Source organism: Cohnella lubricantis, from assembly GCF_014212015.1.
Taxonomy (GTDB): Bacteria; Bacillota; Bacilli; order Paenibacillales; family Paenibacillaceae; genus Cohnella; species Cohnella lubricantis.
Genome location: NZ_JACJVN010000063.1, coordinates 1 through 24,083, shown reverse-complemented (window position 1 = coordinate 24,083; position 24,083 = coordinate 1). Strand labels below are relative to the sequence as shown.

Genomic DNA, 24,083 nt, shown 5'->3' with positions numbered 1-24,083 from the left:
CGCATAATCCTCTCCTTCGTCATGATATTAAACTGCCTGCTCCTCTTGCTCCCTCCTCCCTGGATAGAAACCGGTTTCATTTCTTCATTTTACGGCTGCATGTATTCGCTTTCATCCATCCTATTACCCAAAAAAACCCATCTGATTTTGTCGATTATAGACAACATTTACGCTTGGAGGCCCGAACAGGTAGAATAAGTGGAGATGGAAGCCGGGGGCGAGAGGTTATGATCGAAGTCGGATTGGCTGGCTGGGGCGACCATGACAGTCTCTATGTGCAGGGAGTCAAGGCGAAGGACAAGCTCGCCGCCTACAGCCGGCATCATCCGCTCGTGGAGGTGGACAGCTCCTTCTACGCGATCCAGCCGAAGGAGCGGATGGCGAAGTATGCGGAGGAGACGCCGGGGGAATTCGGATTTATCGTCAAAGCGTATCAGGAGATGACGGGACACCAGCGCGGCCGGCCGTACTACAAGGAGCCGGAGGAGATGTACGGAGCGTTCCGCGAGTCGCTTGCGCCGATGATGGCGGCGGGCAAGCTGCGGGCGGCGCTGTTCCAGTACCCGCCGTGGTTTGACTGTACGCGCGAGAACGTGAGCTTGCTGAGGGAGACGAAGCGCCGGATGGAGGGTATCCCTTGCGCGCTGGAGTTCCGGCACCAGAGCTGGTTCGCGCCCGCTTACCGGGAGCGGACGCTTGACTTCATGCGGGAGCAGGGCTGGATTCACAGCGTCTGCGACGAGCCGCAAGCCGGCGACGGGTCCGTGCCGATCGTGCTGGAGGCGACGGATGCGGCGTACACGATCGTGCGGATGCACGGCCGCCATGCGGCGGGCTGGAGCCGGAGCGGCGGGGGCCGTCGCGACTGGCGCGAGGTCCGGTATCTGTACCGCTATAGCCGCGCGGAGCTGGAGGAATGGCGGGATCGTCTCCAAGCGCTGCTGCGGCAGACGCGGCGGATCGGCGTGATTTTCAACAACAACTCGGGTGGGGATGCGGCGGACAACGCCGCGGAGATGATGAGCCTGCTCGGGCTTCGCACGCCGGAAGGCCGGGATCCGTTGGAGAGAGCGGCGGAGACGGGGCAGGAAGCCGAGCAGCTCGATTTGTTTGACTTGTAAGGGGGGATTGCGCCCGCAGAGGAACTTGCCGAAGTGATAGCAGCTAGACTGCGAGAATTGAATTTTACTTTTTTTAGCTAAGGGTGGGATTTGATGGGTGTTGAGGTCACAGTAGTAAGTCGATTATCCTGTTTAGAAGGGTGGAACGCGACTTCGTCGTTCCGGGCACACAGGGCGATTGAGAGCAGCCTGTTACTTCAGCGGAATCCAAATCTCGGAGTAGTAATCCGCGGCATAGGCGTTCTCGAGCGGATACACTTCCATCTCCGGCGATCCCGCCTGCTCGTAGCCGCTGGACGGGAACCATTCCGTGAAGATCTTCTTCCACGCCGCCTGAATCGCGTCCGGCATCGGACCGCGCACTTCGAATACGCCCCACTTGGAAGCGGGGATCTCCAGCCGCTCCAACCCTTCCGGCACGTCGCCTTCATAGGCGGCCGCGATCCAGTAGTCCATCTTCGGCTGATCGCCAAGGCTGACGCACACGCCGAGCATGCCTTCGAGCTTGCCGTTGTTCAGCCCCGCCAGCCGATCGTTCGTCCCATCCCGGTGGACTTCCTGCCACATCAACGGAATGCCCTTCAAATTCTCCCCGTTCACGAGCGAGAATTCACGCCTTACGCCGACTGCTTGAAATGCTTCCTTCTCCACAATTCGATACTTCATTGGTTCCGCTCCTCTCAGCGTGACCTGAATCATCAGGCGATTGTAGGCTTGCAGCCTGCCTTGGTTGTTCCGCGCTTCGCTTGGCGTGACGCCGTGCTGCTTGCGGAACGCCTTGGCGAACGATTCGGGCGTGTCGTAGCCGTATCTCAAGGCCAGATCGATGACTTTGGCGTCGGATCTGCACAGCTCTTCCGCGGCGAGCGTCAACCGGCGCTTGCGAAGATAGTCGCCGACGGTCATGTCGGTCAGAATCGCGAACGTCCGTTGAAAATGATATGGAGACGCATGCGCTTCCTTCGCAATCCGCTCGATCGTCAAATCCTCCAGCAAGTGCGCTTCCATGAAGTCGATCGCCTTCTGCAAGTGGTCCGTCCATGACATAAGCTCTCTCACTCCCGATATTCATTCTAAGCCGCCGGCCACGCTGTGTCCGGTCATTCTGTGCTGCGTGAGGACAGTGTGCCTCTTCTTGAACTAGAGATGCGATCTAATGGAACTAATCTGAAGCCAGGGAGGGGCATGATTCTGATGAAGAAGCCTATCCCTGCTTGATCGGCGCGCGGCTCCGCCTAGCGCCGTCTTTGCGCCTGTAGACGCTGAGCAGAATGCCTATCGCGGACAGTTCCGCGACCGTGCTGAAGCCGTTGTAACCGACGAGCGGCACCGTGACTCCGATATAAGGCAGAAGGCCGACGGACATCAGCAAGCTCCATACGAACTTGAAGGCGAGAATGGACGTTACCCCTATGACCAATGTTCGCGCGAAGGGATCGGCTGCTTGCTTCGCGACATGGGCAGCTCTGAATAAGAGCAACGCAATGAGCGCAGCCAGGAGCAGACCCGCGCCCCATCCTAAGATGTAGATCAAATAGGCGAAAATATTGTTGCTGTAGTAATAGACTAGCTGGGGCGTCTCCTGTCCGATGCCTCTCCCCCAGAAGCCTGCCGATCGGAGCAAGCTGCGCCAATCCTCCGAGAGATATAGGTATGGACTAGTGGACGGATCGAAGAAGGACTGGATCCGGAACAAGTAGAAAGGGTATACACTTGACGGTTTAAGTCCAATGATTAACGAAATAACGGCTGCGAAGGGCACGAGATAAGCTATGTATCGTCTCCACTGCCCCAGGGCAAGGATCATGATCGTTACTCCAAAGCAGTGAATTGCCAATGTGATGAAGGAATGACTTAGCAAGTATAGATAACTCGGCACCGCGAAGTAGAGGAGCGACTCCTTCACATAGCGCGGGACTGCGCGCATGCTTAACCGGCTGTCCCATTCGCCGAAGGACAACAGTCCGGCGATGCCGGCCATGAAGAGATACGGGGCAATAGACGTCACGTCCAAGCGTAACACGCCGATCCAGATCCACTTTAACTGGCCGTTAATGGCGGGAGATCCCGCTAGTCTCGGCCATAGCATCAGAAGCACGGCTGCCCCATATAGGAACCAGGACAGCATCCGGAGCTTCCGGTAATCGAAGAAATACAGCAGCGCCATCGCGGCAATGCCTGCGCCTGACAACAGAAGCTTGTGCTCCATGAACGGAATTCGGCTTACGGCGCCAGTTGTGCCTTCCTGAAGAGCATACATCGCAACGATTGCGAAGCCAACTAACAGGACCGCCAGGATGACGAGGCTCCATTCCGTCCTCGGCTTATGTACTCGGTGCAGCTGCAGGCCGATTCGGCGCGCATCGCCCATCTGCCGGATGGCTTGCCGAATCGCATCTTCTTCATCCATGCCTTCGGCAAGCCGTTCATCTGTAATCTCCTCGAGATGTCCAGCAAGCTCCAGCCGAATCTCCTCGTGCCTGTCCTTGGCGCGGATGTGACGGCACACTTCATCGAGATAGGCCTTGATGTGTTCCTCTCGCAACGACCGATTCATCCTGCGCCTCCCTCGCCGAGCACACGGTTCACCGCTCCGCTGAACAGGCTCCACTCTTGTTTGCGTTCCTCCAGCTGCTTCTTGCCCTTGCCGGTGATGCGATAATATTTGCGAGGACGGCTGCCTTGCTCATCCCAGTAAGCTTCCACCAGCCCGTCCGACTCGAGTGAATGCAGAATCGGATAGAGCGTGCCTTCCTTCAAGTTGAGAATACCGCCCGATCGCTGCTCCAGCTCGCGCACCATCTCATAGCCGTACATGTCCTTGCGATCGAGCAGCGTCAATACGAGAATAACGGTGCTCCCTTTAAGCAATTCCTTCCCGACCTTCATGGCGTCCACCTCGTTAAATATAATACTTATCAAACCGATGCATCGTAAATCTAGGTATTATTATAATGAGGCAGCCAATCATTTACAATGGCTATTCGCTGTAATATCGCTTCAAGCAAGAACAGTCCGCCCATCCATTCCTCATGGATAGAGGGACTGTCTCATTTCCCCGCCATTTGATCAACCCCGATACCCAATGCCTCTCGATATCTCCAGCGTCGCATCGACGACGAGGCGGATCCACTCTTCCTTCTTGGGCTCCATTCGGTCGGTCGGCCCCATCAAGCTGATCGAGGCGTTCACCTCGCCGTTCGTATCGAAGATTGGCGCGGCGATGCCGGTGACGCCGACGTTGCGCATGTTGGCGCTGAACTCATAGCCCTGCTCGCGGATCTCCGCCAGCCGGCGCTTGATTTGCTCTGGCGTTCGGAGCGAGTGTGTCGTATACGTCTTAATCTCATTTTCCAGAATGTGATCAATGAAGTCCTGCGGCTGGTTCGCCAATATGGCCCTCGAGGCCGATGTTGCATAGAGCGGGAACCTGCGGCTCGTCTCGACGATGAATCGGATCGGATATTGAGATTCGATCTTCGATACGTAGATCGCATCTGGGCCGTCCTTGACGCATAGGCAGATGAACTCCTTCGATACGTCGGACAGACGCTGCATGGATGGCTTCGAGAATTCGACCAGGTCGTGATTCTTCAGCACCTGATTGCCTAATTCAAGGAGCGTATAGCCGAGCGAATATTGCTTGTTCGCCGGATTCTGCCGAATGAACCCTTCGCTCTCCAAGGTGCCCAGCATCTTGTGCGCCGCTCCCTTCGACATGTCCAGCTTGCGCGAGATCTCGGTGACGCCAAGCTCCTTCGGAGAATCCAGGAAGAGCTTGAGCAGATGGCAGCTGTTCTTGACCGAGGACAAATGGTTATCCATTGATTCCTCTCCTTTGTCAAATTGACGAGACCGAGCACAGTTTAACAATTCCAGTTAAACTGTGTCAATTTTTCTAACTTTACGGATTGAAAGAATATTAAGCCCGTGTTAAGATTCTAATAAGTTTTCCATAAAAAAACAACGTTCACTATGTGTGAACAATTCGTTGAGGAGGTCATTGTACGTGAAATCAAAAGTATTGCCGGTATTATCGACTGCCGCTCTGGCAGGTTTGCTGCTTAGCGGCTGCGGATCCTCTAATTCCTCGAATGTGCCTGAAGCGAGTTCTGCCGCATCCGGGTCGCCGTCCGCCCAAGCCGCAAGCGAATCCGCCGCGCCTGCTCTCGAGAAAGAACTGATCATTGCCGGCAACGGCGCAACCGTGCAAGCGCTTTTCGAAGATGAAATTTTCGCAAAATTCAATGAAAAATATCCAGACGTCAAGCTGACTTATATGTCTGGCGTCGCGACTGAGATCGTGGCCAAAGCCAAGGCTTCGCAAGCATCCCCGCAGTTCGACGTCGCCTTCATCGAAGCCGGCGAGCAGGAGAACGGACGCCAGGAAGGCTTGTGGGAGCCGATCACCGAAGCGGACGTTCCGAACATGACCAAGGTGCTTCCGCAGATGCAAGTGAAGGAGAACAGCGGCGTGACGATCGACTTCACGCCGATGGGCATCTCGTATAACGCGAAGCTGGTGAAGGAGAAGAACCTGCCGATTCCGGCCTCTTGGAACGACTTGGCGAAGCCGGAGATGAAGGGCAATCTGACTATGACGGACGTCACCAGCAACTTCGGCCGTTCCGCGACGATCATGCTGTCCTACGCTAATGGCGGTTCGGAGAGCAATATGGACCCGGGCTTCGAGAAGCTGGCGACGATCGCCGGCTACCTGCCGACCTTCTCCACCAGCGCGGCGCAGCTGCAGCAGAATCTGCAGGATGAATCCGCGGTATACACGGCTTGGACGATGGCGCGCAGCATTGTGCAGAAGGAAGCGGGCCTGGATCTGGAATTCGTCGTTCCGGCGGAAGGCGCGAATATGGTTCCGACGGTCGCGTCGCTGGTCAAGAATTCGAAGCATCCGACCGCGGCGAAGGCGTTCATCGACTTCCTGCTGACGGATGAAGTGCAGACGCTCTTCGCCACGAAGCTGTACTACAATCCGGCGACGAACGTGACGCTGCCGGAAGAGACGGCGAAGCTGCTCGAATTCGATACGAGCAAGATCGTGAACTTCGATTACAACGTTATTAGCGAGAGTATGCCGGCTTGGCTGGACCGCTTCAACAAAGAGATCGCTACGAAGGTCGGAAAGTAAGGGTTAAATGATGAGCCAAACAATCGATGTTGAACTGAGACAAGTGCGCAAGACGTTCGGCTCCAACATCGTTGTCGACGAGTTTGACCTGCAGATCCAGGAGGGGGAGTGCATCTCCTTCCTGGGCCCGTCGGGCTGCGGCAAGACAACGACGCTGAACATGATCGCCGGCTTCCTCGAACCGGACGGCGGCGAGATTCGGATCAAGGGCAAGCGGATGAACGGCGTGCCTTCCAACAAGCGCGAGCTGGGCATGGTGTTCCAGACGTACTCGCTGTTCCCGCACATGACCGTCGCCGAGAATGTGGCGTACGGCTTGAAGCTGCGAAAGGTGCCGAAGGCGGAAGTTAAGCAGAGAGTCGCCAAGGCGCTGGAGCTGGTGAAGCTGCCGCAAGTGGCCGACCGCTACCCGAAGCAGCTGTCCGGCGGCCAACGCCAACGGATCGCGATTGCCCGGGCGCTCGTCATCGAGCCTTCTCTGCTGCTGCTGGACGAGCCGCTCAGCAACTTGGACGCCAAGCTGCGGGAGGAGCTCCGCGAGGAGATCAAGCGGCTGCACATGGAGACGGGCGTGACGACGATCTTCGTCACGCACGATCAAGAAGAGGCATTATACCTGTCGGATCGAATCGTCGTGCTGTCGAACGGCAAGGTGGAGCAGATCGGCACGCCGCTGGAGATCTATAATCGCCCGGCGACGGAATTCGTCCATACGTTCATTGGCAAGTCCAACAAGCTCCCAGCCGTCGTGGAAGTTCAAGATGGCGAGACGCTGCAGCTTCGTGCGGACGCGGGCTTTAAGCTGCAAGCGACGGCCAAGGGCCAGAAGCTGACTGCCGGCAGCGCCGCGCACGCCTATATCCGGCCGGAGAAGCTTCGCCTGGCCGTGCCGGGAACGAACCCGCTGGGGGCCAACTCGGCGCAAGGACGCGTTCGCCAACTGTCCTTCCTCGGCGCCTTCGCTGAATGCGACGTGGAGATCGGATCCGCGACCGTGACGGTTCGCATTCAAACCATCGGCGAGCATGCCGGCTTAAAGCCGGGGGATCCGGTCGCCTTGATCTGGCATCCGGAGGACGTGTTCGTCTTCCCGGGAGAGGAGCGTTAGCGGATGGGGGCACACAATTCGCGATGGCGTCCGCTTCGCAATGCGCTTCTCCTGCTGGCCCCTGTCTTGCTGGTGCTGCTCGTTGCGTTCGTCATCCCAATGGTTTATATCTTCGCGCTAAGCTTGCAGAATGAAGAGCAGCAGTTCAGCTTGGGCAACTACGCGCTCTTCCTGCACGATTCCTATTATGTCGGGATTCTATGGCGAACGATCAAATTAAGCTTTTATACCGTGCTCGCTTGTCTGGTGTTCGGGTACCCGGTGGCCATGTTCATGGCGAAGGCGTCCGGCCGCATGCGCGGCGTCGTGACCTTCCTCATCATCGCGCCTCACCTCATCAGCGTCGTCATCCGCAACTTCGGCTGGGTGGTCATTCTGGGGAACAAGGGCTGGATCAACACGACGTTGATGAATCTCGGGATTATCGATAAGCCGCTGAAGCTGCTGTACAACGAGCTGGGCGTCGTCATCGGCCTGACCGATGCGTATATCGTCTACATGGTGCTGGCGCTGGTCACAAGCCTGTATGCCGTGGATACGTCGCTCTACAAGGCGGCGGGCATTCTAGGAGCATCGAGTGTTCGAAAATTTGTCTCCATCACGCTGCCGCTAAGCTTGCCGGGCATCCTCGCGGGTTCGACGCTCGTGTTCAGCTTGTCGATGAGCGCTTATGTGACGCCCGCGCTGATGGGCGGCTCGGCGGTCAAGGTGCTGCCGGTCCTCACGTACGAGAACGTCATGATTACGCTTAACTGGCCTCTGAGCGCAGCGCTGTCCTTCCTGCTGCTGGGCTCGACCTATGCGCTGGTCACGATCTTCACGAAGCTCGTGGAGACGCGCCGATATAAGGAGGTGTTCTCCGGAGCATGAGACGAATACCATGGCTTGGGATCATTACGTTCATCGTTCTGCTGTTCGTCATCTCGCCGCTGATCGTGATCATCCCGACCTCGTTCACGGATTCGAACTTCCTGACGTTTCCGCCGGAGGGCGTCTCCATGCGGTGGTACGAGAAGATTCTGGATCGGCCGCAGTTCGTGGACGCCTTCAAGTACAGCTTGAAGCTGGCGGTCATCTCAGCGGCTGCGGCTACCGTTGTCGGCACGATCGCGGCGCTGGCGATCAGCAAGTTCAAGTTTCCGGGACGCAAATTCATCAGTGCGCTGCTGCTGTCGCCTCTGACCGTGCCGGCCATCATTATCGGTATCGCCGCGCTAATCTTCTTCACGCGTATCAGTATAGCGGGCACGTTCGCGGGGCTGCTGCTGGCGCATATTCTGATCTCCATTCCGTATGTCGTGCGTCTCGTGCTGACCGGACTGAGCACTTACGACTATACGCTGGAGCGGGCCGCTTATATGCTGGGGGCCAATTCGATGAGAGTATTCTGGGATATTACGCTGCCGCTCGTGAGGCCGGCGGTCCTATCCGGGTTCATCTTCTCGTTCCTGACGTCGTTCGATAACGTCACCGTGTCGCTGTTCCTCGTCACGCCTACGTCCACCACGCTGCCGCTGGCGATCTTCAGCTACATGAAGGAGATTCTGGACCCGCTGGTCGCCTCCATCTCATCGGTCGTGATCTTGCTTAGCGTCGTCTTTATCTTTCTCTTGGAGAAGGTCTACGGTCTGGATCGGTTGTTCGGCGTGAATACCCAATCACACTCCTAATGAAAGGTCGTCTTATGACAGACATCTACCAGCTCATACAATCTTACATGCCGGAACTGCTGAAGCTCCTTGAAGAAAGCGTGAATATGGATTCACCGTCCTCCGACAAGACGCATACCGATCGCATGGCGGATTGGTATGCGTTCCAATTTGAACGGATCGTCGGCGGCCGCGTGAGCCGCCAGCCGAACCGAGAGTACGGAGACCGGCTTCTGTGCGAAGCCGGAGAAGGGGAACGCCGCGTGCTGCTGCTCGGCCATCTGGACACGGTGTGGCCGGCGGGCGAAGCGGAGCGCAGGCCATTCACGATTCGCGGCGGACGCGCCTATGGCCCGGGCGTGTACGATATGAAGGCGGGGCTGCTGCAGGCGATGTTCGCGCTGAAGGCGCTGAAGGAAGCCGGCAGGTTCCCCGCGGACAAGACGGTCGCGGTGTTCATCAACAGCGATGAAGAGATTAGCAGCGTCACGTCCCGTGCGGCCATCGAAGAAGAGGCGGGATCCGCGAGCGCCGTACTCGTGCTTGAGCCGCCGATGGAGCCGAACGGCGCTTTGAAGACGGCGCGCAAGGGCAGCGGCCGCTACAAGCTCGTCATCGAAGGCGTGTCCGCCCATGCGGGCGTCGACCCGTCGAAGGGCGTGTCGGCGATCCATGAGCTCTCCTATCAGATCCAGGCGCTGCAGGCGTTGAATAACTTCGAGACCGGCACGAGCGTGAATGTGGGCATCATTCATGGCGGCATTGCTAGCAATGTGGTGGCCGGCAGCGCAGAGGCGGAGATCGACGTCCGGGTGGCGACGAAGGAGGAAGCCGAACGCATCCACGAAGCCGTCATGGGCTTGAAGCCGAAGCTCCCCTTCGCGAAGCTGACGATAAGCGGCGGGATGCTGCGGCCTCCGATGGTCCGAACAGAGGAGGCCGGAAGGCTGTATCGGCTGGCCCGGCAGATTGCCCAAGACGAACTGAACCTGAACCTCCCGGAAGCGGCCACAGGGGGCGTCAGCGACGGTAACTTCACCGCCGCCCTAGGCATCCCTACCTTGGACGGACTCGGTGCGCGCGGCGACTTCGCCCATTCCCCGAAGGAATATGTGGAGCTGGAGGAGATTCCTCGCAGGACCCTGCTGCTCGCACGCCTGATCGAACGCTGCTGAACTCGTTGTGGAAGGATTACGCGAGTCTTGCGGCGAAGTCTTGCGTACACCTGATTCGACCATACTGGAATTGATTGGCGGCGGGAACCATATCATAAAGGGGCATCGATGACGACATGGCATACAACAGTATCATTCTGCGGGTGGAAATGAACCATTCGCTTCTCCATTTCGGCGATGTTGCAGCGGCGATTGGTCAGGCGGGGGGTGACATCATCTCGATCGACGTCATTCGCCCGGGGCAGGAGCATTCGGTCCGCGATATTACGGTTGATGTGACGGAGAACGGAGAGTCGCTGGTTGTTGAATCGTTGGAGAAGATGGATGGCCTCCGTCTGGTCAACGTCTCCGACCGAACCTTCCTCGCGCACCTTGGCGGGAAGATCTCCGTCCAGCCGACGATGGCGATCCGCAACCGCGACGATCTGTCGCGCGTCTATACGCCGGGCGTCGCCCGGGTGTCGATGGCGATTCACGAATCGCCGGACAAAGCTTATTCCCTGACGATCAAGCGCAATACGGTTGCCGTCGTTTCCGACGGCACGGCTGTACTCGGGCTTGGCGATGTCGGTCCCTACGCGGCGGCTCCGGTCATGGAAGGCAAGGCGATGCTGTTCAAGCAGCTCGCGGGCGTTGATGCGTTCCCGATCTGCCTCGACACGAAGGACACCGAGGAGATCATCCGAACGATCAAGGCGATCGCGCCGATCTTCGGCGGGATTAACCTGGAGGATATCGCGTCGCCGCGCTGCTTCGAGATCGAGAAGCGGCTCGAGGAGGAGCTGGAGATTCCGGTGTTCCACGACGATCAGCACGGCACCGCCATCGTTGTCATCGCGGGCATTCTGAACGCGCTCAAGGTAGCCGGCAAGCGCATCGACCAAGTGCGCGTCGTCGTGAACGGCATCGGAGCGGCGGGCGTATCTATCTGCAAGATGCTTCTGGCCGCAGGCGTTCGCCGGCTCGTGCCGGTCGACCGCGACGGGGCGATCGTGCGGGGCGGAAGCTACGAGCATCCGATGTGGCAATGGCTGGCGGAGCAGCCGCAGGTGGAGGCGGAGCCCGGCAAGCTTAGCGATGTCATCCGCGGCGCCGACATCTTCATCGGCGTGTCGCGCGGCAACGTGCTGTCCGCGGAAGACGTCGCCTCGATGGCGCCGGACCGCATCGTCTTCGCGATGGCGAATCCGAATCCGGAGATTAATCCCGAAGTGGCGATGCCGCTCGTCAAAGTATTCGCGACGGGAAGAAGCGATTACCCGAACCAGATCAACAACGTGCTCGTGTTCCCAGGCGTGTTCCGCGGAGCGCTCGATTGCCGAGCCCGCCGGATCAACGAGCCGATGAAGCTGGCCGCCGCGCGGGCGATCGCCTCCGTGGTCACCGAGAACGAGCTGAACGAGCATTATATTATTCCGAGTATCTTCAACGAGCAGGTCGTCGCCAAGGTGCGGCACGCCGTCGTCGAGACGGCGATCCTGACCGGGGTCGCGCGCCGCACGCCGCCGGACTTTAGATGATGATGTTAACAGCGCTATAATGGCAAGCTTGAGTTAGCCCGGTATCCTACATGGATGCCGGGCTATTCCGTTTGGATCTTGCCCTTAATATTCGGCTTAACGTTCTTGAGAGTGTACAGGCGCGAATAAACTATAGAGCTGATTCTGCTGAGCTGCTTATGATTCTTAATTGCAAAGGTGGCGTTAATCGGAATGGTGCCAAGAAGTGCGGAGATTCGCGCATGGGCAAGAGAAAGTCTGGATGGCAACTGGGGCAAGGCAGTCGGAGCAACGATTATTTACCTCATTGCGGCAATGGTGATCGGCTCCTTAAACTACATCCCATTCATCGGATGGATTGTGGAGCTGTTGCTTGCGGGGCCGCTGGCTTTGGGCTTCTACGCCTTCTTCCTTGGAGTCGCCCGAGGTGAGGGCTTAGGGGTCAGAGCTGTCTTCAGCGGGTTCGAGCGGTTTGTCGATGCGTTCTTGCTTTGCTTGCTAATGGGAATCTTCACTTTTCTCTGGACGCTGTTATTCATTATTCCGGGCATCATCGCAGCCTTCCGGTATAAGATGGCCTATTACATTCTGAGAGACAACCCGGAGATCGGTCCTCTGGAGGCGATTAGCCAAAGCAAGCAGATGATGAAGGGGCATAAGTGGCGCTTGTTCGTCCTGTATCTGACATTTATCGGGTGGTATATTCTGGGGAGCATTCCGCTTGGCATCGGTCTCTTGTGGGTCGTGCCCTACATCACTACGGCTGAGGCTCACTTCTATGAGGATCTGCGGAGCCGTTCGGCCGAAGTTCCTCCTCCTCCGCCGCCAGTACCAGGTTCGGCTGCGTTCACCAACTAAACGACCCACAAGGAGCCTTCAAGACGGCTACGACCGATCGAGGGAAGGAGTTTGCTTGCTATGCTGCGCTAGAGAAAGTTCACGACATCAAGGTCTACTTCGCAGATCCTTATTCTTCATGGCAGCGCGGTTCCAATGAGAATGCCAATGGTTTATTACGAGAGTTCTTCCCAAAGGGACACGATTTCGCCGCTGTCACAGACGAGGAACTTTCGGAAGCCATACGCCTCATCAAGAACCGGCCTCGAAAATGCCCTGACTGGAAATCTGCTCACGAAGCATTCATGGATGAACAGTCGCACTTAGCTTGACAATCCGTCACAACAATAAAGCGCCGTAAGCAATGCCGCCAGAGAGGCAGACGCGACGGCGCTGATTTGTTGCGGATCTGGCTTTAAAATATCATTTTCGACCGCCCACTGTTAGTTTATTCCTTGCTTCGTCAACAGCGGACTGTCCTTCTCGCTCCACTCTCTCCAACGCTTCTTCAATCGTAATCTCTCCAGCAATGGCTTCGTCTAGGATCTGCTGGGCTGCATCTGCGAAGGAATCTAGGATGGATGCATCCATCAGTAAATATGGATTAACAGGTTCATCCGCCGGTAACAAACGGTAAAGCGGAGAGAGGTCATGCCCCGGAATCGGCTTCATGTCGTCAAGATTCACAGGCAGGCCGCGACCGACATTGGCCTGAGTAAGGTAATGATTGTTTTTCGAATCGCCGGCGATGAATTGGATCAACTCCCAAGCTTCTTGCTGATGACTAGCTGAAGAGGATATCCCATAGATGTCGAAAATCGAATATGAATGAGACAACGTTGAATTGCTCGGATCAACCGGGACTGTCACCACACCCCATTCTATCGTTCTCCCATCCTGATATTGAGAGAATGGTTCAAAATTATAGGCGGTTATAAAAGAAGCTTTGGTCATGGCTGCTTGTTCCATATAGAAAGGCGGATGCCCTACGCTTTCCTCGGCAGCATCCTCCCCTTTGTCGTATATCGAACCGGACTGGAAGGCGCTAACAGCGACATTCCAGATTCTCTCCCATTTCTCCGTGTTCATTGTTATCTTTAATGTATTAGGATCGATGTAAGACAGGCCCTCCGTTGCTCCCATATCCAAAATGTAGTTAAAGGATACATTCTTATAAAAATTCATTTGCATCCCATATAAGGGCATGCCGTCATTGTTCTGATGTGGGAATCGTTCGGCGAGCTCAAGCACCTCATCCCAACTCATTTGGTCGTGAGGATAAGGGACTTGATATTCGTTGAACAATCGTTTGTTGTAAAACAGAGCATCTGATTGAAATGTGGCCGCCAATCCGTAGAGTTCGCCGTTGCCTGCTGATTTGAGCATAGAAGTAACGATTGGAGTCATAGAGTCGATCTGAAATTTCGATTGACGGATCAAAGAATCTAATCTTATTAGTTCCCCCCGCTCGATCCGTTGTTCGAAGAGCGGCTGGCTGTTCATATAGACAACGTCTGTAGAGGGAGGAGAATCCGTTCCCTTCATTAGATCCGGAACCACTTGAACCGTTATGTTTGGATGAGCCTCCTCGAATGCATAACCATACATTTTGTAAAATTGTTGAGAGGAGGGGTAATTGACTGTGATCGTTACCGGCTCTGGCTGCGGACGGCTACACCCGCTTCCAATAAGACTAAGTGAACAGACCATAATTGCAGTGACTAGCTTACGCAAAATACCCCCCCCCCACTTAGCAACAGAGTGGAGATGACTCTCCACTCTGTTGCTATTTAATTTACCATGTGGTGCTTGCGTACTGCTGGTCGTAGCTGCCACCTGAATAATAGGTTCTTGAAGCAACATCCATAGAGTATGAATTTGTTTCATCATACACTCCGTCTTTTGTGAGCCAATATGCTTCTTGATTTAAATTTGTAGTAGAGCCTGTCCCACTTTCTTTCTTTGTTCCATCTTGGTAAAATGAAGCCGTTACATTTATTTTGGTCATGCTCGGGTTGGAAGTAATAGCATAAGCCTTCCCTCTAACCTTGTTGCTGTAATTTACGCTCCAGTCGATATACGCCACCGTTTCAGCGTAGGGGTCGACTGCCGCAAAAACCGGGATCGCCGTGGCAGTTCCTAAGATTATCAAGGCTGTAAATGAACTACTTTGAACGGCCATCCGTTCCTCCCTTCTTTCTATTTTGATATGTAAACAATCCCTTATTACGAATTGTATACACCAGAATGATCAGCTTGGATTGAGTGCATCATTGCTTTCTTTTAACTTCAATTTCCGCCTGTTGCTGTAATTGTTGTAAGCCATCTTCAACAGACGACTCGTTAGTAACTATTTTTGTAAATACATTGTTCACAAGGTCAGGCAGAAAACTAGACCAAGTAAGTGAAAGCGGTATTTGAGGATGGTCTTTGTAAAACGCCTCCAGTTGATCTTCATCGTCCGGGTTCAATGATATTTCCTGCTTCAAAGTGGAAAATCCATAATCGGAGCGGTATCCCCACTTAGCTACTTTCCCACTCATGAAAAACGCTATCATCTTCCAAGCATCTTCCGGATTGTTAGATGAGACAGGGATTGACCAATAACCATCAGCAATGATGGAAGATGTTTGGCCGGTGATCCCTGTCGGCATTGATACTAACGACCACTTAAACGAAGGCTTGGATTGCTCCAAAATTTTATATTCATCATAGGATATAAGTGCCGCAGCTCTGTCTCCAGTAATAAATGGATTCTGATTTTCCTCATCAAAATGAATACCGCCGTTTCTTGCTGCATCCGTTACTACCTTCCATAATGTCTCCCAAGTCGGACTATTGAGCGTCATTTGATCTGCAGTATTCATCATTTGAATTTGTTCCGACTGGCCCATCTGAGTCAGCAAATGAAAAGGCGATGCCATATGTACAGACAATCCTTTTTCGAATCGTTGCATCGTATAAAACAATTCAGGCCATGTCATTCCGTCTGTTAGGAATGGGATGTTCATTCGCTCAAATAGATCCTGATTATAGGCGATCGCTTCACTATAGAAATTAGTCGGGAGTCCGTATACTTTCCCTCCACCGTAAGCTCGGTCAAGTTCCATTACACTAGGAAGTACTGAATCTTTGAGAAAGTCACCTCTGTCCATATAAAGCTCTAAGTCTCGCAAAATGTTAGCATCGATTAACTCTTGGTAATTGGAGGAGGGAATATAGAGTAGATCCACTTGTTTGGATTTGATCCAATCGATAATGGACTGCTGATATCGAATGACATCCTTCATCGGAACAATCTCTACTCGATAATTGGGAAACTCCTGCTCAATCAAATTAGCAAATCTTTGTTGGAATTTTTCCTCTGTTACGAAACCAACTCGCAAAACAATGTGTCTATTACTATGAGGTGAAATATCCCCATCAGTACAGCCAGTGAATGTAAAAATAAAAATTAGAAAATATAAAAAATGGAGTTTAAACTTTTGTGAATCCATAAACAAATCACCTACCGTAGCATCAAGCTATATTGTGATATATTTTTACCATAAATTATTTATTTTGTAAATAGCTTCATTTTTTTGGAACCATTATGATTATCTGTAGAACGCCCGAGAATCCTGTCGAATGGCCGAAAGTCGTTCGCTTGCGTACTTCTTTAGGACGCTGACGGATTGGAGTGCCGACGAGGAGAGCGCCTTCTCTCTGCGATCTGCTCGGGCGACCAGGTTTTCTCTAGCTTCTCCTGTAATTCCTTGGCCAGCTCGGGTGTGTACTTGCCTGGCGGCACGCTAAAAGCTCTTCGCTGCTGATAAGCTTCCTGAGCAGGAGCACCCTCATGGCTCGAATTCATTTGCCCTCTATGGAGTTCACGGGCGATGGAGGAGTGATGACGGCCAAGCTGCTGACCGATGGCTCTAGTCGACCAGCCCAGCCGATGTAACGTCTCTAAGATGGGAGTAGCTCATGTTGGGTTCTCCTGTGAAAATGGTGTTGTGGCGACTTCCATTTTACTCGAATCCATTCATGGGCTTCTTTGTTTTTTAGCTGTCGCACTTCATATTACAATCCGTCTTGTCTAAATACCAGTAAGACACGTGGAAGATAAAAATTACTATAAAACAAATTCACAAATGCTATATTTTGATATAATTTACAAATGATTGAGAGAAGAGGCGTGACCACTAAACGGAGTGATTCCTATGTTAAGAAAGCTTTGCGTTAGCCTATTATGCTTCATCGTTCTTATTCTGAACGGTTGTATGAAGGACAAAGGTGGAGCGTTGGAGGAGTTCGACCCGAACAAGAAAGTGACGATCAAAGTCATGTACTGGAGTCAGGAGGCATTCGATAGCGAATACGGCAATCTGTTCTTTAAATATCCGAATCTCAAGATCGAGGTTGTCAGCAATCAGAAGTTGCTCACGAACCTGACTCAAGACCCCCAAGAGATGCTTCTCGAATATATCGAGGAATACCAGCCGGATATTCTACTTCTGAGCCCGATTGAATACGAGAGAATGGCGTTGGAAGGCCAGCTTTACCCGTTAGAACCGGTCATTAAACAAGATCAATTCGACCTGGAGGGTATTCATCCTGGCATTCTCAACCTTCTTAGGGGCGGCGGAGAGCATGAATTGTTCGGGTTAAGTCCGGATTTCTCCAGCGCGGCTTTGTACTATAATGCGAATCTGTTTGAATCGTTAGGTATTGACCCTCCTACGGATGCGATGTCGTGGGAAGAAGTGCTGCAATTGGCAAATCGAGTAGCAAATGCAGACCCAAATGAGAAAATATATGGGTTGACCGTCGATCAGTCTTATTCTTTTCAGTCCTACTTCTCATTGCTAAGCGAGATGGGAAGCACAGAGAACTTAAGCATTTTTAGTCCGGATTATACCACAATGGAACTGGATTCTCCGTCTTGGTTCCATCTAATCGAACAAGTTGTTGAAGCATCCCGGAGCGGAGCTCTATACATGCCGACAGAAAGTGAGACTTCACCGCCAGGCTCTGGGGATGGACTCACGACTCAAAGCCTAGAGGAATCACTAAAGCAAAATAAATTTATGTTAGGCGAGTCTGCCATGATTGCCGGAAGCAGCAACTTTAAGACCGAACTATCGATGGGCAAGGAATTGTATGGCATCGAACCGATTAATTGGAATCTAGTTACCGTTCCGGTAGATCCGAATCATCGGAACCAAAGCGGTGATCTCTCATTAGGATCGATATTCAGTATCAACGCTAAGTCTCCGAATGTGAGTGCTGCTTGGGAACTGTTGAAATATATCAACGGAGAGGAATATGCCAAATTGAAGAGCGAGACCGTCATCTCGGGAAGGCTTCTAAGCCGTGTCGACTACAACGCCGATGTAGACGGACGCTCGATGAAGCCCTTCTATAAGCTCGACCCGAAGCCGCCAGGAACTTCCTCGATCGGAGAGATTCCCATCGCGTTCTTCGAGACGTTCCCGGGGATGTTCAATGAAGAGATCGCGGCGGCGATCGATCATCGATTAGATCTGCAGGAAGCGATTCGCCGGATTCAGACAAAAGGGCAGGAGCTGTTAGATCAAGCTTATCTGGAAGCCGAGCTCGCCGGTCAGGAAGGTTAATGATGATTAAAGCCTATAAGTATGGATGGATCATCCTGATCTTAATCGCCGTTCTGGCGGGATGTGTCCAAGGGGAGCAGAACACGGCAGAGGCCGAGAAGATCAAAGTGATGTATGTCGGCAAACAATCTTTTTATGAACAGTATGGATTCGCTTATATGAGCCAATATCCCGATGCTGGAATCGAAGTCGCCGTATATCCAATGATCGATAACGCAGGCGGCAATGAGCGGGAGCAGCTAGAGGCATTCATCGAGGATCAGCAGCCGGACGTGCTCCTGTTGAATCTGAACCAATACGAAGAACTGGCAGCCCAAGGGGGTTTGGTGTCCCTAAGCTCTTACATCCAACAAGACAAATATGATATCGAATCCATCTACCCGCCCTTAATCAAGCAGCTTAAGGAAGCTGGCAACGGGGAATTGTACGGTCTTTCCCCAACATTCGCTAACGCGGCGCTATTCTACAACGAAGATCTCTTCAACGAGTACGGCGTCGAGATGCCCCGCGATCTCATGACATGGGATGAAGTGCTTGCGTTGGCGGATCGCTTCGCGGCTGATGCCGGCCACTCGGGTGATCGAATATGCGGGTTGTCCTCCGACCTGTTCGATTCGATCGCTTCCCTCTTATCCGTCGTAGGATCCTCGCAGAATCTGAGCGCGGTTACGCCTGACGCTGCCCGAGTAACCATAGATTCGGATAGTTGGCGCAAGGTCTTTCAATCGGTCGTTCCGGCGCTAGAGAAGGGCACTATCTCGCTGGTCAGCGAAGAAGATCTGAGGAATGAGGACAATGATCCGTTCCTTGCGGGCCGATGTGCAATGTCTTTAAATTATAAGTTCAAAGCAAACCAAATTATGCAGTCGCAGTCGAATTTGCCTCATTGGGGGATTGTCACGGCGCCGATCGATGCGAATGATCGTTCGAATGGCGCCTTCATCACTCAGAACCGTATATTCGCGATCAATGCTAACTCTCAGCATCCAGATGCAGCGTGGCAATTATTGAAATATTTGAGCAGCGAGGAGTATGCCCGCAGTCGAAGCCAAATCTCCGATCAGGAGCTGCTCGCACGGATTCCGTCTAATGTGGATGACCCCTTAATAGCGCCATTCTATTCATTCAAGACCGCGCATGCTGTGAAGGATCCGATGGGACCGCCCGAGTTCCAATCCGAGCTGTCCAGCATTATTACGTTTGAAGTGAATGAGGTATTGAGCGGGAATAAGACGTTGGATGACGCATTAGTCGCTATTCAGAATCAGGCGCAAGGTGCGTTGAAGTAGTAGCTCCGCAACGAATCAGCGCCGTCGCGGCCGCCTCTCTGGCGGCATTGCGTACGGCGCTGCTGCGCTTTCTTATTCGGTTGTACTTGCGTCTGCGGCTTCCGCTGCCACCCTCCTCGCAGCATCTCCGGGTTCAGCGCGCCGGATCGTTCCGCCTTCAAGCGGGCTTGTTTGGATCTGGACTTGCTCATCTCATTCATCTCCTCATCATGGAATCTCATTTAATGGTATCATGAAGAGACCAGTAATGAATAGACAGGAGTCGAAAAACACACGATGCCGCACCTTCTCATACGGGGAATTGCCCCTGAACAGATCCGCTCCGTCAGCAAGCCGCTGACCGAAGAATTAGCCGCCATCTGCAGTTGCCCGGCGGACGACTTCATGCTCGAATGCCTGCACACGACTGCCATCGCGGGAGGCGAGTTCGCGCCTTCGTATCCCTTCATCGAGATTGCCTGGTTCGATCGGGGACTGGAAGCGCAGGACCGCTTCGCCGAAGCCGTCGACCGGCACATCCGCCAAGGGCTCGGCCTGCCCGAGCTGGAGCTGGCGTTCCGCGTCTACCGGGCGCGCGATTACTATTCGGCGGGGCGCAGCCTCGCGGAGCCGACAGAAGCGCGGCAGCAAGCGGAAGCGGAGGCGGCTCATCCAGCCGATGAAGAGCTGGAGGAGCTTCGCGCGGCGAACCGCAAGCTGGCCGAAGAGCTGCAGCGAACGCGGAAGGCGCTTGTCTCGGCCTCCGGCTCGGCGATGTCGACGAGGCTGAGAGACGCCCTGCGAGAGTGAGGGAAAAAGCTATCTTTTGCCGAAGGGATAAGCTATAATTTTCGACAAAGCGATTGTGCTTGAACCACGATATGAATCATCACAGCGAGTAGGTGCTTCGCCCCGGCCATCCGGCCTGCGGCGAAGGTAAAAGGGAAGCCGGTGCGAATCCGGCGCGGTCCCGCCACTGTTAATCGGGAGCTGTCCTCAGCAAGCCACTGTTCCGTGAGGAATGGGAAGGCGAGGATAGCGGCAATCCCCGACAGCCAGGAAACCTGCCTACGAGCCAAGCCAAGGTAACCTTCGCGGAGAGGGACCGGCTGAATCGGGACTTTAGCGAGTCGGCGATGGACGGCGGGCGTTAGGCAGCTGTCATCGCGTGTCTCTGAATAGCCTGATTGGCTGGCCCCCTGTCTTCGGCGCGGAGACGAGGGGGTCTTTCTTATGCGTAATACGGCGTGCATGCATTCGGGCTCAAGCCTTCCCGCTTGAACATGGGAGAAGGGGAAGTGAAGGGGAATGAGAAGGCAAGCTTCATTCAGGTCAAAAAGAAATCGTGCAGCGGCGGTATTAATAGGCGTAATGGCGCTGCTTCTCGTGCTGGCGGGGTGCGGAGCTGATAACGGGACGCCGGACGCAAGCTCGTCCGCGTCTCCGGCTGCTGCGGCATCGCCGTCGGCATCCGCCTCGGCGTCCGCGAGCGAATCGGCTTCTCCGGCTGCTGCCGAGAAGCATACGACGTATCCGCTCACCGTGACCGACGCGCAGGGACGGTCGTTCACGTTCGAGCAAGCGCCGGAGCGCATCATCTCGACCTCGCCGGCGGAGACGGAGATTCTGTTCGCGCTCGGACTCGGCGACAAGGTCGTCGGCGTATCGGACTACGATGACTATCCCGCCGAGACGAAGGATAAGCCGAAGATCGGCGACGTCATCAAGCCGAACGAGGAGACGCTCGTCAGCCTGACGCCGGATCTGGTCATCACGGGCCTCTCGATGCCGGAGGACGTCGCGGATCGAATCCGTTCGCTGAACCTGAAGCTCTATCGGAACATCCCGCGGACGATGGACGACGTTATGGAGACGATCGCCCAGTTCGGCTTAATTACGGACCGCCAAGCGGAAGCGGACGCGCTGATCGCTTCGATGAAGGCCGATATCCAGAAGGTGAAGGACGCGGTTGCTGCGGTAGCGCCGGAGGATCGGAAGAAGGTGTACGTCGAGATCGCGCCGGGCTGGACGGTCGGGCAAGGCGAGTTCTTGGACGAGCTGATCTCCGTCGCGGGCGGTGTGAACGTCGCCGGCGATACGACCGGCTGGAGCGAGATTAGCGAGGAGAAGATCGTGCAGAGCAATCCGGACGTCATTCTGTATGCGGCGGACTTGGTCGACTATGAGACGGGCAAGCCATTGGAGGATATTATCCGCGGACGGAGCGGATGGGAGAAGATTGCGGCGATAGAGGAGGATCGCGTGATCGGTCTAGACGAGAACATTCTGTCGCGGCCGGGTCCGCGGATTACGCAAGGGCTGCTTGATGTCGCCAAGGCGATCTATCCCGATCTGGTGAAGGAATGAGCCGCCAAGGGTTCCTATGGGGAGGAGCGTTCCTCGCGCTCCTTCTTCTCTCTGTCGTCGTCTGCTTGTCCCTCGGCTCGGCCGGACTGCCGATAGCCGACGTCTGGGGCATTCTGCTTCGCGCCATCCCCGGCGTGTCCGGGTGGATGAGTTCCGGAGCATGGCCGGAGTCGTCCGAGCAGATCGTTCTCCAAATTCGGATGCCCCGCGTCGTGCTGGCGATTGTCGTCGGCGCTTGCTTATCGCTTGCGGGGGCGGGCTTCCAGGGCGTGCTGCGCAATCCGCTGGCGGACCCCTATACGCTAGGCGTCGCCTCCGGTGCGGCGGTCGGCGCCGCGTTCCTGATGCTGACCGGCCTGCAATTCGCGGGTCTCGGCAGGTGGACCATTCCAGTCGTCGCCTTCGGAACGGGATTGCTTAGCTTGTACCTGGTGCTGCGCCTTGCCCGCAATCAGGGCAAGATCCGGATCGAGACGCTACTGCTGTCGGGCGTCGTGCTGCAAGCTTTTCTAGGATCGATGGTGTCGTTCATGGTGTCGGCTTCGCACAAGACCGTTAATGATATCGTGTTCTGGATGATGGGCAGCCTGGCGCTGCGCGGGTGGTCATACTCGGGCGTGCTGCTGCCGTATCTGCTGGTCGGATGCGTCGTGCTCATGTGCTATGCGCGGCCGCTGAACCTGTTCGCGCTAGGCGAGCGGCAGGCCGCCCATCTCGGCGTTCGGGTCGAGCGCACCAAAGTCGTCGTGCTCGTCGTGAGCACGCTGATGGCGGCGGGCGCGGTGGCGGTCGCCGGGACGATCGGCTTCGTCGGACTCGTCGTGCCGCATCTGGTCCGGCTGCTGGCCGGCCCGGATTACCGGCTGCTGCTTCCGCTGTCCGCTTTGCTAGGCGGCGCGTACATGCTGTGGTCGGACACGATCGCCCGCACGCTGCTCAGCCCGACGGAGATTCCGCTCGGCGTTATCACCGCGTTCATCGGCGCGCCGTTCTTCGCATACTTGCTGAGGCGGCGCAAGAGCGCGGTGCGGGGCGGGTAGGAGCTGCAGAGAGATTGGTGAGGCGGATAGCGGGCAGGCGCCATGGGAGAGATTGGTGAGGCGGATAGCGGGCAGGCGCCATGGGAGAGATTGGTGAGGCTGATAGCGGGCAGGCTCCATGGGAGAGATCGGAGAGACTTTGAGTACCAAGGGAAAGTGGCGGGAGGCGGAGCATGCTTAGGGCGGAACGGATCGGCAAGTCTTACGAAGGCGTGAAGGTATTGGAGGGCATTGGCTTTGAGGTGCGGTACGGCGAGACGTTCGGCATCATCGGCCCGAACGGAAGCGGGAAGTCGACGCTGCTGAAGCTATTGTCAGGCATCGAGATGCAGGATAGCGGCGAGATCCGATTTGATGGCAGGCCGATCGCCGCCTATTCTCGCAAAGAGCTGGCCCGCCGGATGGCGGTGCTCGAGCAGGAGCCGCTGCCGCCGGTCGGCTTCACGGTGCGGGAGGTCATCGAGATGGGCCGCTATCCGCACCAGAAGGGCTGGTTCGGCGACGAGTCGGCGGACACGGCGGAGGGGCTGATCGACGGCATTATGGCCCGGCTCGACCTGACGGAGATGGCGGAGCGGTCGCTCGAGCATCTGAGCGGAGGCGAGAAGCAGCGCGTCGCGCTCGCGAAAGTGATGGCGCAGCAGCCGGAGCTGCTCATGCTGGACGAGCCGACGACTTATTTGGACATCGGCCGGCAGATCCAGCTGCTAGACCGCATCCGCGACTGGCAGCGGACGGCGAAGCTTACGGTCGTCGCGGTGCTGCACGACTTGAACCTGGCGGCGCTCTATTGCGATCGCCTGCTTCTGCTGGATCGCGGCCGGATCATTGGGATCGGCTCGCCGGAGGAGATACTGACGCCTGACCTGCTGACCGGCGTCTATGGGACGAGGCCGCTCGTTGTGCCCCATCCCGCCAGCGGACTGCCGCAGGTGATGCTGCAGCCGGGAAGCTGGCTGGAGCGGGGCGGCGGAATGAGCGGATGAAGTCGATCGGATCGACTACATGAGCAGGAATGCGGCGGAGTGAGCGGATGAAGTCGATCAGATCGACAACATGAGCAGGAATGCGGCGGAGTGAGCAGATGAAGTCGATCAGATCGACTACATGAGCAGGAATGCGGCGGAATGAGCGGATGAAGTCGATCAGATCGACTACATGAGCAGGAGTGCGGCGGAATGAGCGGATGAAGTCGATCAGATCGACTACATGAGCAGGAATGCGGCGGAGTGAGCGGATGAAGTCGATCAGATCG

The 24,083-nt window shown here is 55.3% G+C and carries 22 protein-coding genes, 2 pseudogenes and 1 riboswitch; of the genes and pseudogenes, 15 read left to right on the top strand and 9 right to left on the bottom strand.

Translation table 11 applies throughout. From position 1 onward, the window contains the following. The first annotated feature begins 227 nt into the window (after positions 1 to 227). A complete protein-coding gene (locus tag H4Q31_RS16495; protein ID WP_185180158.1) occupies positions 228 to 1,121 on the top strand; it encodes a DUF72 domain-containing protein in 894 nt (297 codons plus the stop codon). Positions 1,122 to 1,313: 192 nt separating this feature from the next. Here the strand turns inward: H4Q31_RS16495 and H4Q31_RS16490 are convergent, their stop codons facing one another. From H4Q31_RS16490 to H4Q31_RS16475, 4 genes are all read right to left on the bottom strand, one after another. Continuing rightward, positions 1,314 to 2,168: an AraC family transcriptional regulator gene (locus tag H4Q31_RS16490; RefSeq protein ID WP_185180157.1), complete on the bottom strand. Its 855-nt coding sequence runs from the start codon at positions 2,166 to 2,168 to the stop codon at positions 1,314 to 1,316. A 157-nt stretch (positions 2,169 to 2,325) separates the two neighbouring features. Continuing rightward, complete coding sequence (locus H4Q31_RS16485; protein WP_185180156.1) at positions 2,326 to 3,678, bottom strand: FtsW/RodA/SpoVE family cell cycle protein; 1,353 nt, start codon at positions 3,676 to 3,678, stop codon at positions 2,326 to 2,328. After that, positions 3,675 to 4,010 (bottom strand): PadR family transcriptional regulator, encoded by a 336-nt coding sequence (locus H4Q31_RS16480; protein ID WP_185180155.1) that lies wholly within the window; start codon positions 4,008 to 4,010, stop codon positions 3,675 to 3,677. Before H4Q31_RS16480 ends, H4Q31_RS16485 begins: the two co-directional genes overlap by 4 nt. A gap of 180 nt (positions 4,011 to 4,190) precedes the next feature. Beyond that, on the bottom strand, positions 4,191 to 4,946 hold the full coding sequence (locus H4Q31_RS16475) for an IclR family transcriptional regulator (protein ID WP_185180154.1): 756 nt from the start codon (positions 4,944 to 4,946) through the stop codon (positions 4,191 to 4,193). A 184-nt stretch (positions 4,947 to 5,130) separates the two neighbouring features. Between H4Q31_RS16475 and H4Q31_RS16470 the strand changes: the two genes are divergently transcribed. The 8 genes and pseudogenes from H4Q31_RS16470 to H4Q31_RS16435 all read left to right on the top strand — a co-directional run. After that, the gene (locus H4Q31_RS16470) at positions 5,131 to 6,267 is read left to right on the top strand and encodes an ABC transporter substrate-binding protein (protein WP_185180153.1); all 1,137 of its coding nucleotides are present in this window, start codon (positions 5,131 to 5,133) and stop codon (positions 6,265 to 6,267) included. A 10-nt stretch (positions 6,268 to 6,277) separates the two neighbouring features. After that, positions 6,278 to 7,375, top strand: a complete 1,098-nt coding sequence (locus tag H4Q31_RS16465; protein WP_185180152.1) for an ABC transporter ATP-binding protein — start codon at positions 6,278 to 6,280, stop codon at positions 7,373 to 7,375. Between the two features lie 3 nt (positions 7,376 to 7,378). Continuing rightward, positions 7,379 to 8,245, top strand: a complete 867-nt coding sequence (locus H4Q31_RS16460) for an ABC transporter permease (RefSeq protein ID WP_185180151.1) — start codon at positions 7,379 to 7,381, stop codon at positions 8,243 to 8,245. Beyond that, the gene (locus H4Q31_RS16455; RefSeq protein ID WP_185180150.1) at positions 8,242 to 9,045 is read left to right on the top strand and encodes an ABC transporter permease; all 804 of its coding nucleotides are present in this window, start codon (positions 8,242 to 8,244) and stop codon (positions 9,043 to 9,045) included. Before H4Q31_RS16460 ends, H4Q31_RS16455 begins: the two co-directional genes overlap by 4 nt. Before the next feature lie 14 nt (positions 9,046 to 9,059). After that, positions 9,060 to 10,199, top strand: coding sequence for a M20 family metallopeptidase (locus H4Q31_RS16450; protein WP_185180149.1), 1,140 nt, complete (start codon positions 9,060 to 9,062; stop codon positions 10,197 to 10,199). Positions 10,200 to 10,315: 116 nt separating this feature from the next. After that, positions 10,316 to 11,719 (top strand): NAD-dependent malic enzyme, encoded by a 1,404-nt coding sequence (locus H4Q31_RS16445; protein ID WP_185180148.1) that lies wholly within the window; start codon positions 10,316 to 10,318, stop codon positions 11,717 to 11,719. 192 nt (positions 11,720 to 11,911) lie between these two features. Continuing rightward, positions 11,912 to 12,556, top strand: coding sequence for a DUF975 family protein (locus H4Q31_RS16440; protein ID WP_185180147.1), 645 nt, complete (start codon positions 11,912 to 11,914; stop codon positions 12,554 to 12,556). A 5-nt stretch (positions 12,557 to 12,561) separates the two neighbouring features. Then, positions 12,562 to 12,867: pseudogene (locus H4Q31_RS16435) on the top strand (IS30 family transposase); the annotation flags it as partial. A 91-nt stretch (positions 12,868 to 12,958) separates the two neighbouring features. Here the strand turns inward: H4Q31_RS16435 and H4Q31_RS16430 are convergent. The 4 genes and pseudogenes from H4Q31_RS16430 to H4Q31_RS16415 form a co-directional block, all read right to left on the bottom strand. Beyond that, positions 12,959 to 14,269 carry an ABC transporter substrate-binding protein gene (locus tag H4Q31_RS16430; RefSeq protein WP_185180146.1) on the bottom strand — a complete coding sequence of 437 codons (1,311 nt, stop codon included), beginning with the start codon at positions 14,267 to 14,269 and terminating at the stop codon, positions 12,959 to 12,961. Positions 14,270 to 14,330: 61 nt separating this feature from the next. Beyond that, positions 14,331 to 14,717: a hypothetical protein gene (locus tag H4Q31_RS16425; RefSeq protein WP_185180145.1), complete on the bottom strand. Its 387-nt coding sequence runs from the start codon at positions 14,715 to 14,717 to the stop codon at positions 14,331 to 14,333. A gap of 88 nt (positions 14,718 to 14,805) precedes the next feature. Next, positions 14,806 to 16,032, bottom strand: coding sequence for an ABC transporter substrate-binding protein (locus H4Q31_RS16420; RefSeq protein ID WP_185180144.1), 1,227 nt, complete (start codon positions 16,030 to 16,032; stop codon positions 14,806 to 14,808). 130 nt (positions 16,033 to 16,162) lie between these two features. Continuing rightward, a pseudogene (locus H4Q31_RS16415) lies at positions 16,163 to 16,490 on the bottom strand (helix-turn-helix domain-containing protein); the annotation flags it as partial. Between the two features lie 247 nt (positions 16,491 to 16,737). Between H4Q31_RS16415 and H4Q31_RS16410 the strand changes: the two are divergent. Together H4Q31_RS16410 and H4Q31_RS16405 are read left to right on the top strand one after the other, a co-directional pair. Further along, the gene (locus H4Q31_RS16410) at positions 16,738 to 18,153 is read left to right on the top strand and encodes an ABC transporter substrate-binding protein (RefSeq protein WP_185180143.1); all 1,416 of its coding nucleotides are present in this window, start codon (positions 16,738 to 16,740) and stop codon (positions 18,151 to 18,153) included. 2 nt (positions 18,154 to 18,155) lie between these two features. Continuing rightward, positions 18,156 to 19,442, top strand: a complete 1,287-nt coding sequence (locus tag H4Q31_RS16405; protein WP_185180142.1) for an ABC transporter substrate-binding protein — start codon at positions 18,156 to 18,158, stop codon at positions 19,440 to 19,442. Here the strand turns inward: H4Q31_RS16405 and brfA are convergent. Next, a complete protein-coding gene (gene brfA, locus H4Q31_RS16400; RefSeq protein ID WP_185180141.1) occupies positions 19,418 to 19,633 on the bottom strand; it encodes a ribosome rescue factor BrfA in 216 nt (71 codons plus the stop codon). The two genes, H4Q31_RS16405 and brfA, sit on opposite strands and share 25 nt — an antisense overlap. A gap of 85 nt (positions 19,634 to 19,718) precedes the next feature. Between brfA and H4Q31_RS16395 the strand changes: the two genes are divergently transcribed. From H4Q31_RS16395 to H4Q31_RS16380, 4 genes are all read left to right on the top strand, one after another. After that, on the top strand, positions 19,719 to 20,231 hold the full coding sequence (locus H4Q31_RS16395; RefSeq protein WP_185180140.1) for a DUF1904 family protein: 513 nt from the start codon (positions 19,719 to 19,721) through the stop codon (positions 20,229 to 20,231). A gap of 73 nt (positions 20,232 to 20,304) precedes the next feature. After that, a riboswitch (cobalamin riboswitch) is annotated at positions 20,305 to 20,507 on the top strand. Between the two features lie 285 nt (positions 20,508 to 20,792). Further along, positions 20,793 to 21,788 (top strand): ABC transporter substrate-binding protein, encoded by a 996-nt coding sequence (locus H4Q31_RS16390; protein ID WP_245347497.1) that lies wholly within the window; start codon positions 20,793 to 20,795, stop codon positions 21,786 to 21,788. Next, entirely contained in the window at positions 21,785 to 22,828 is a 1,044-nt protein-coding gene (locus H4Q31_RS16385) for a FecCD family ABC transporter permease (RefSeq protein ID WP_185180138.1), read from the top strand. The genes H4Q31_RS16390 and H4Q31_RS16385 overlap by 4 nt, the downstream gene beginning before the upstream one ends. Before the next feature lie 173 nt (positions 22,829 to 23,001). Continuing rightward, the gene (locus H4Q31_RS16380) at positions 23,002 to 23,814 is read left to right on the top strand and encodes an ABC transporter ATP-binding protein (RefSeq protein WP_185180137.1); all 813 of its coding nucleotides are present in this window, start codon (positions 23,002 to 23,004) and stop codon (positions 23,812 to 23,814) included. Positions 23,815 to 24,083 lie beyond the last annotated feature (269 nt).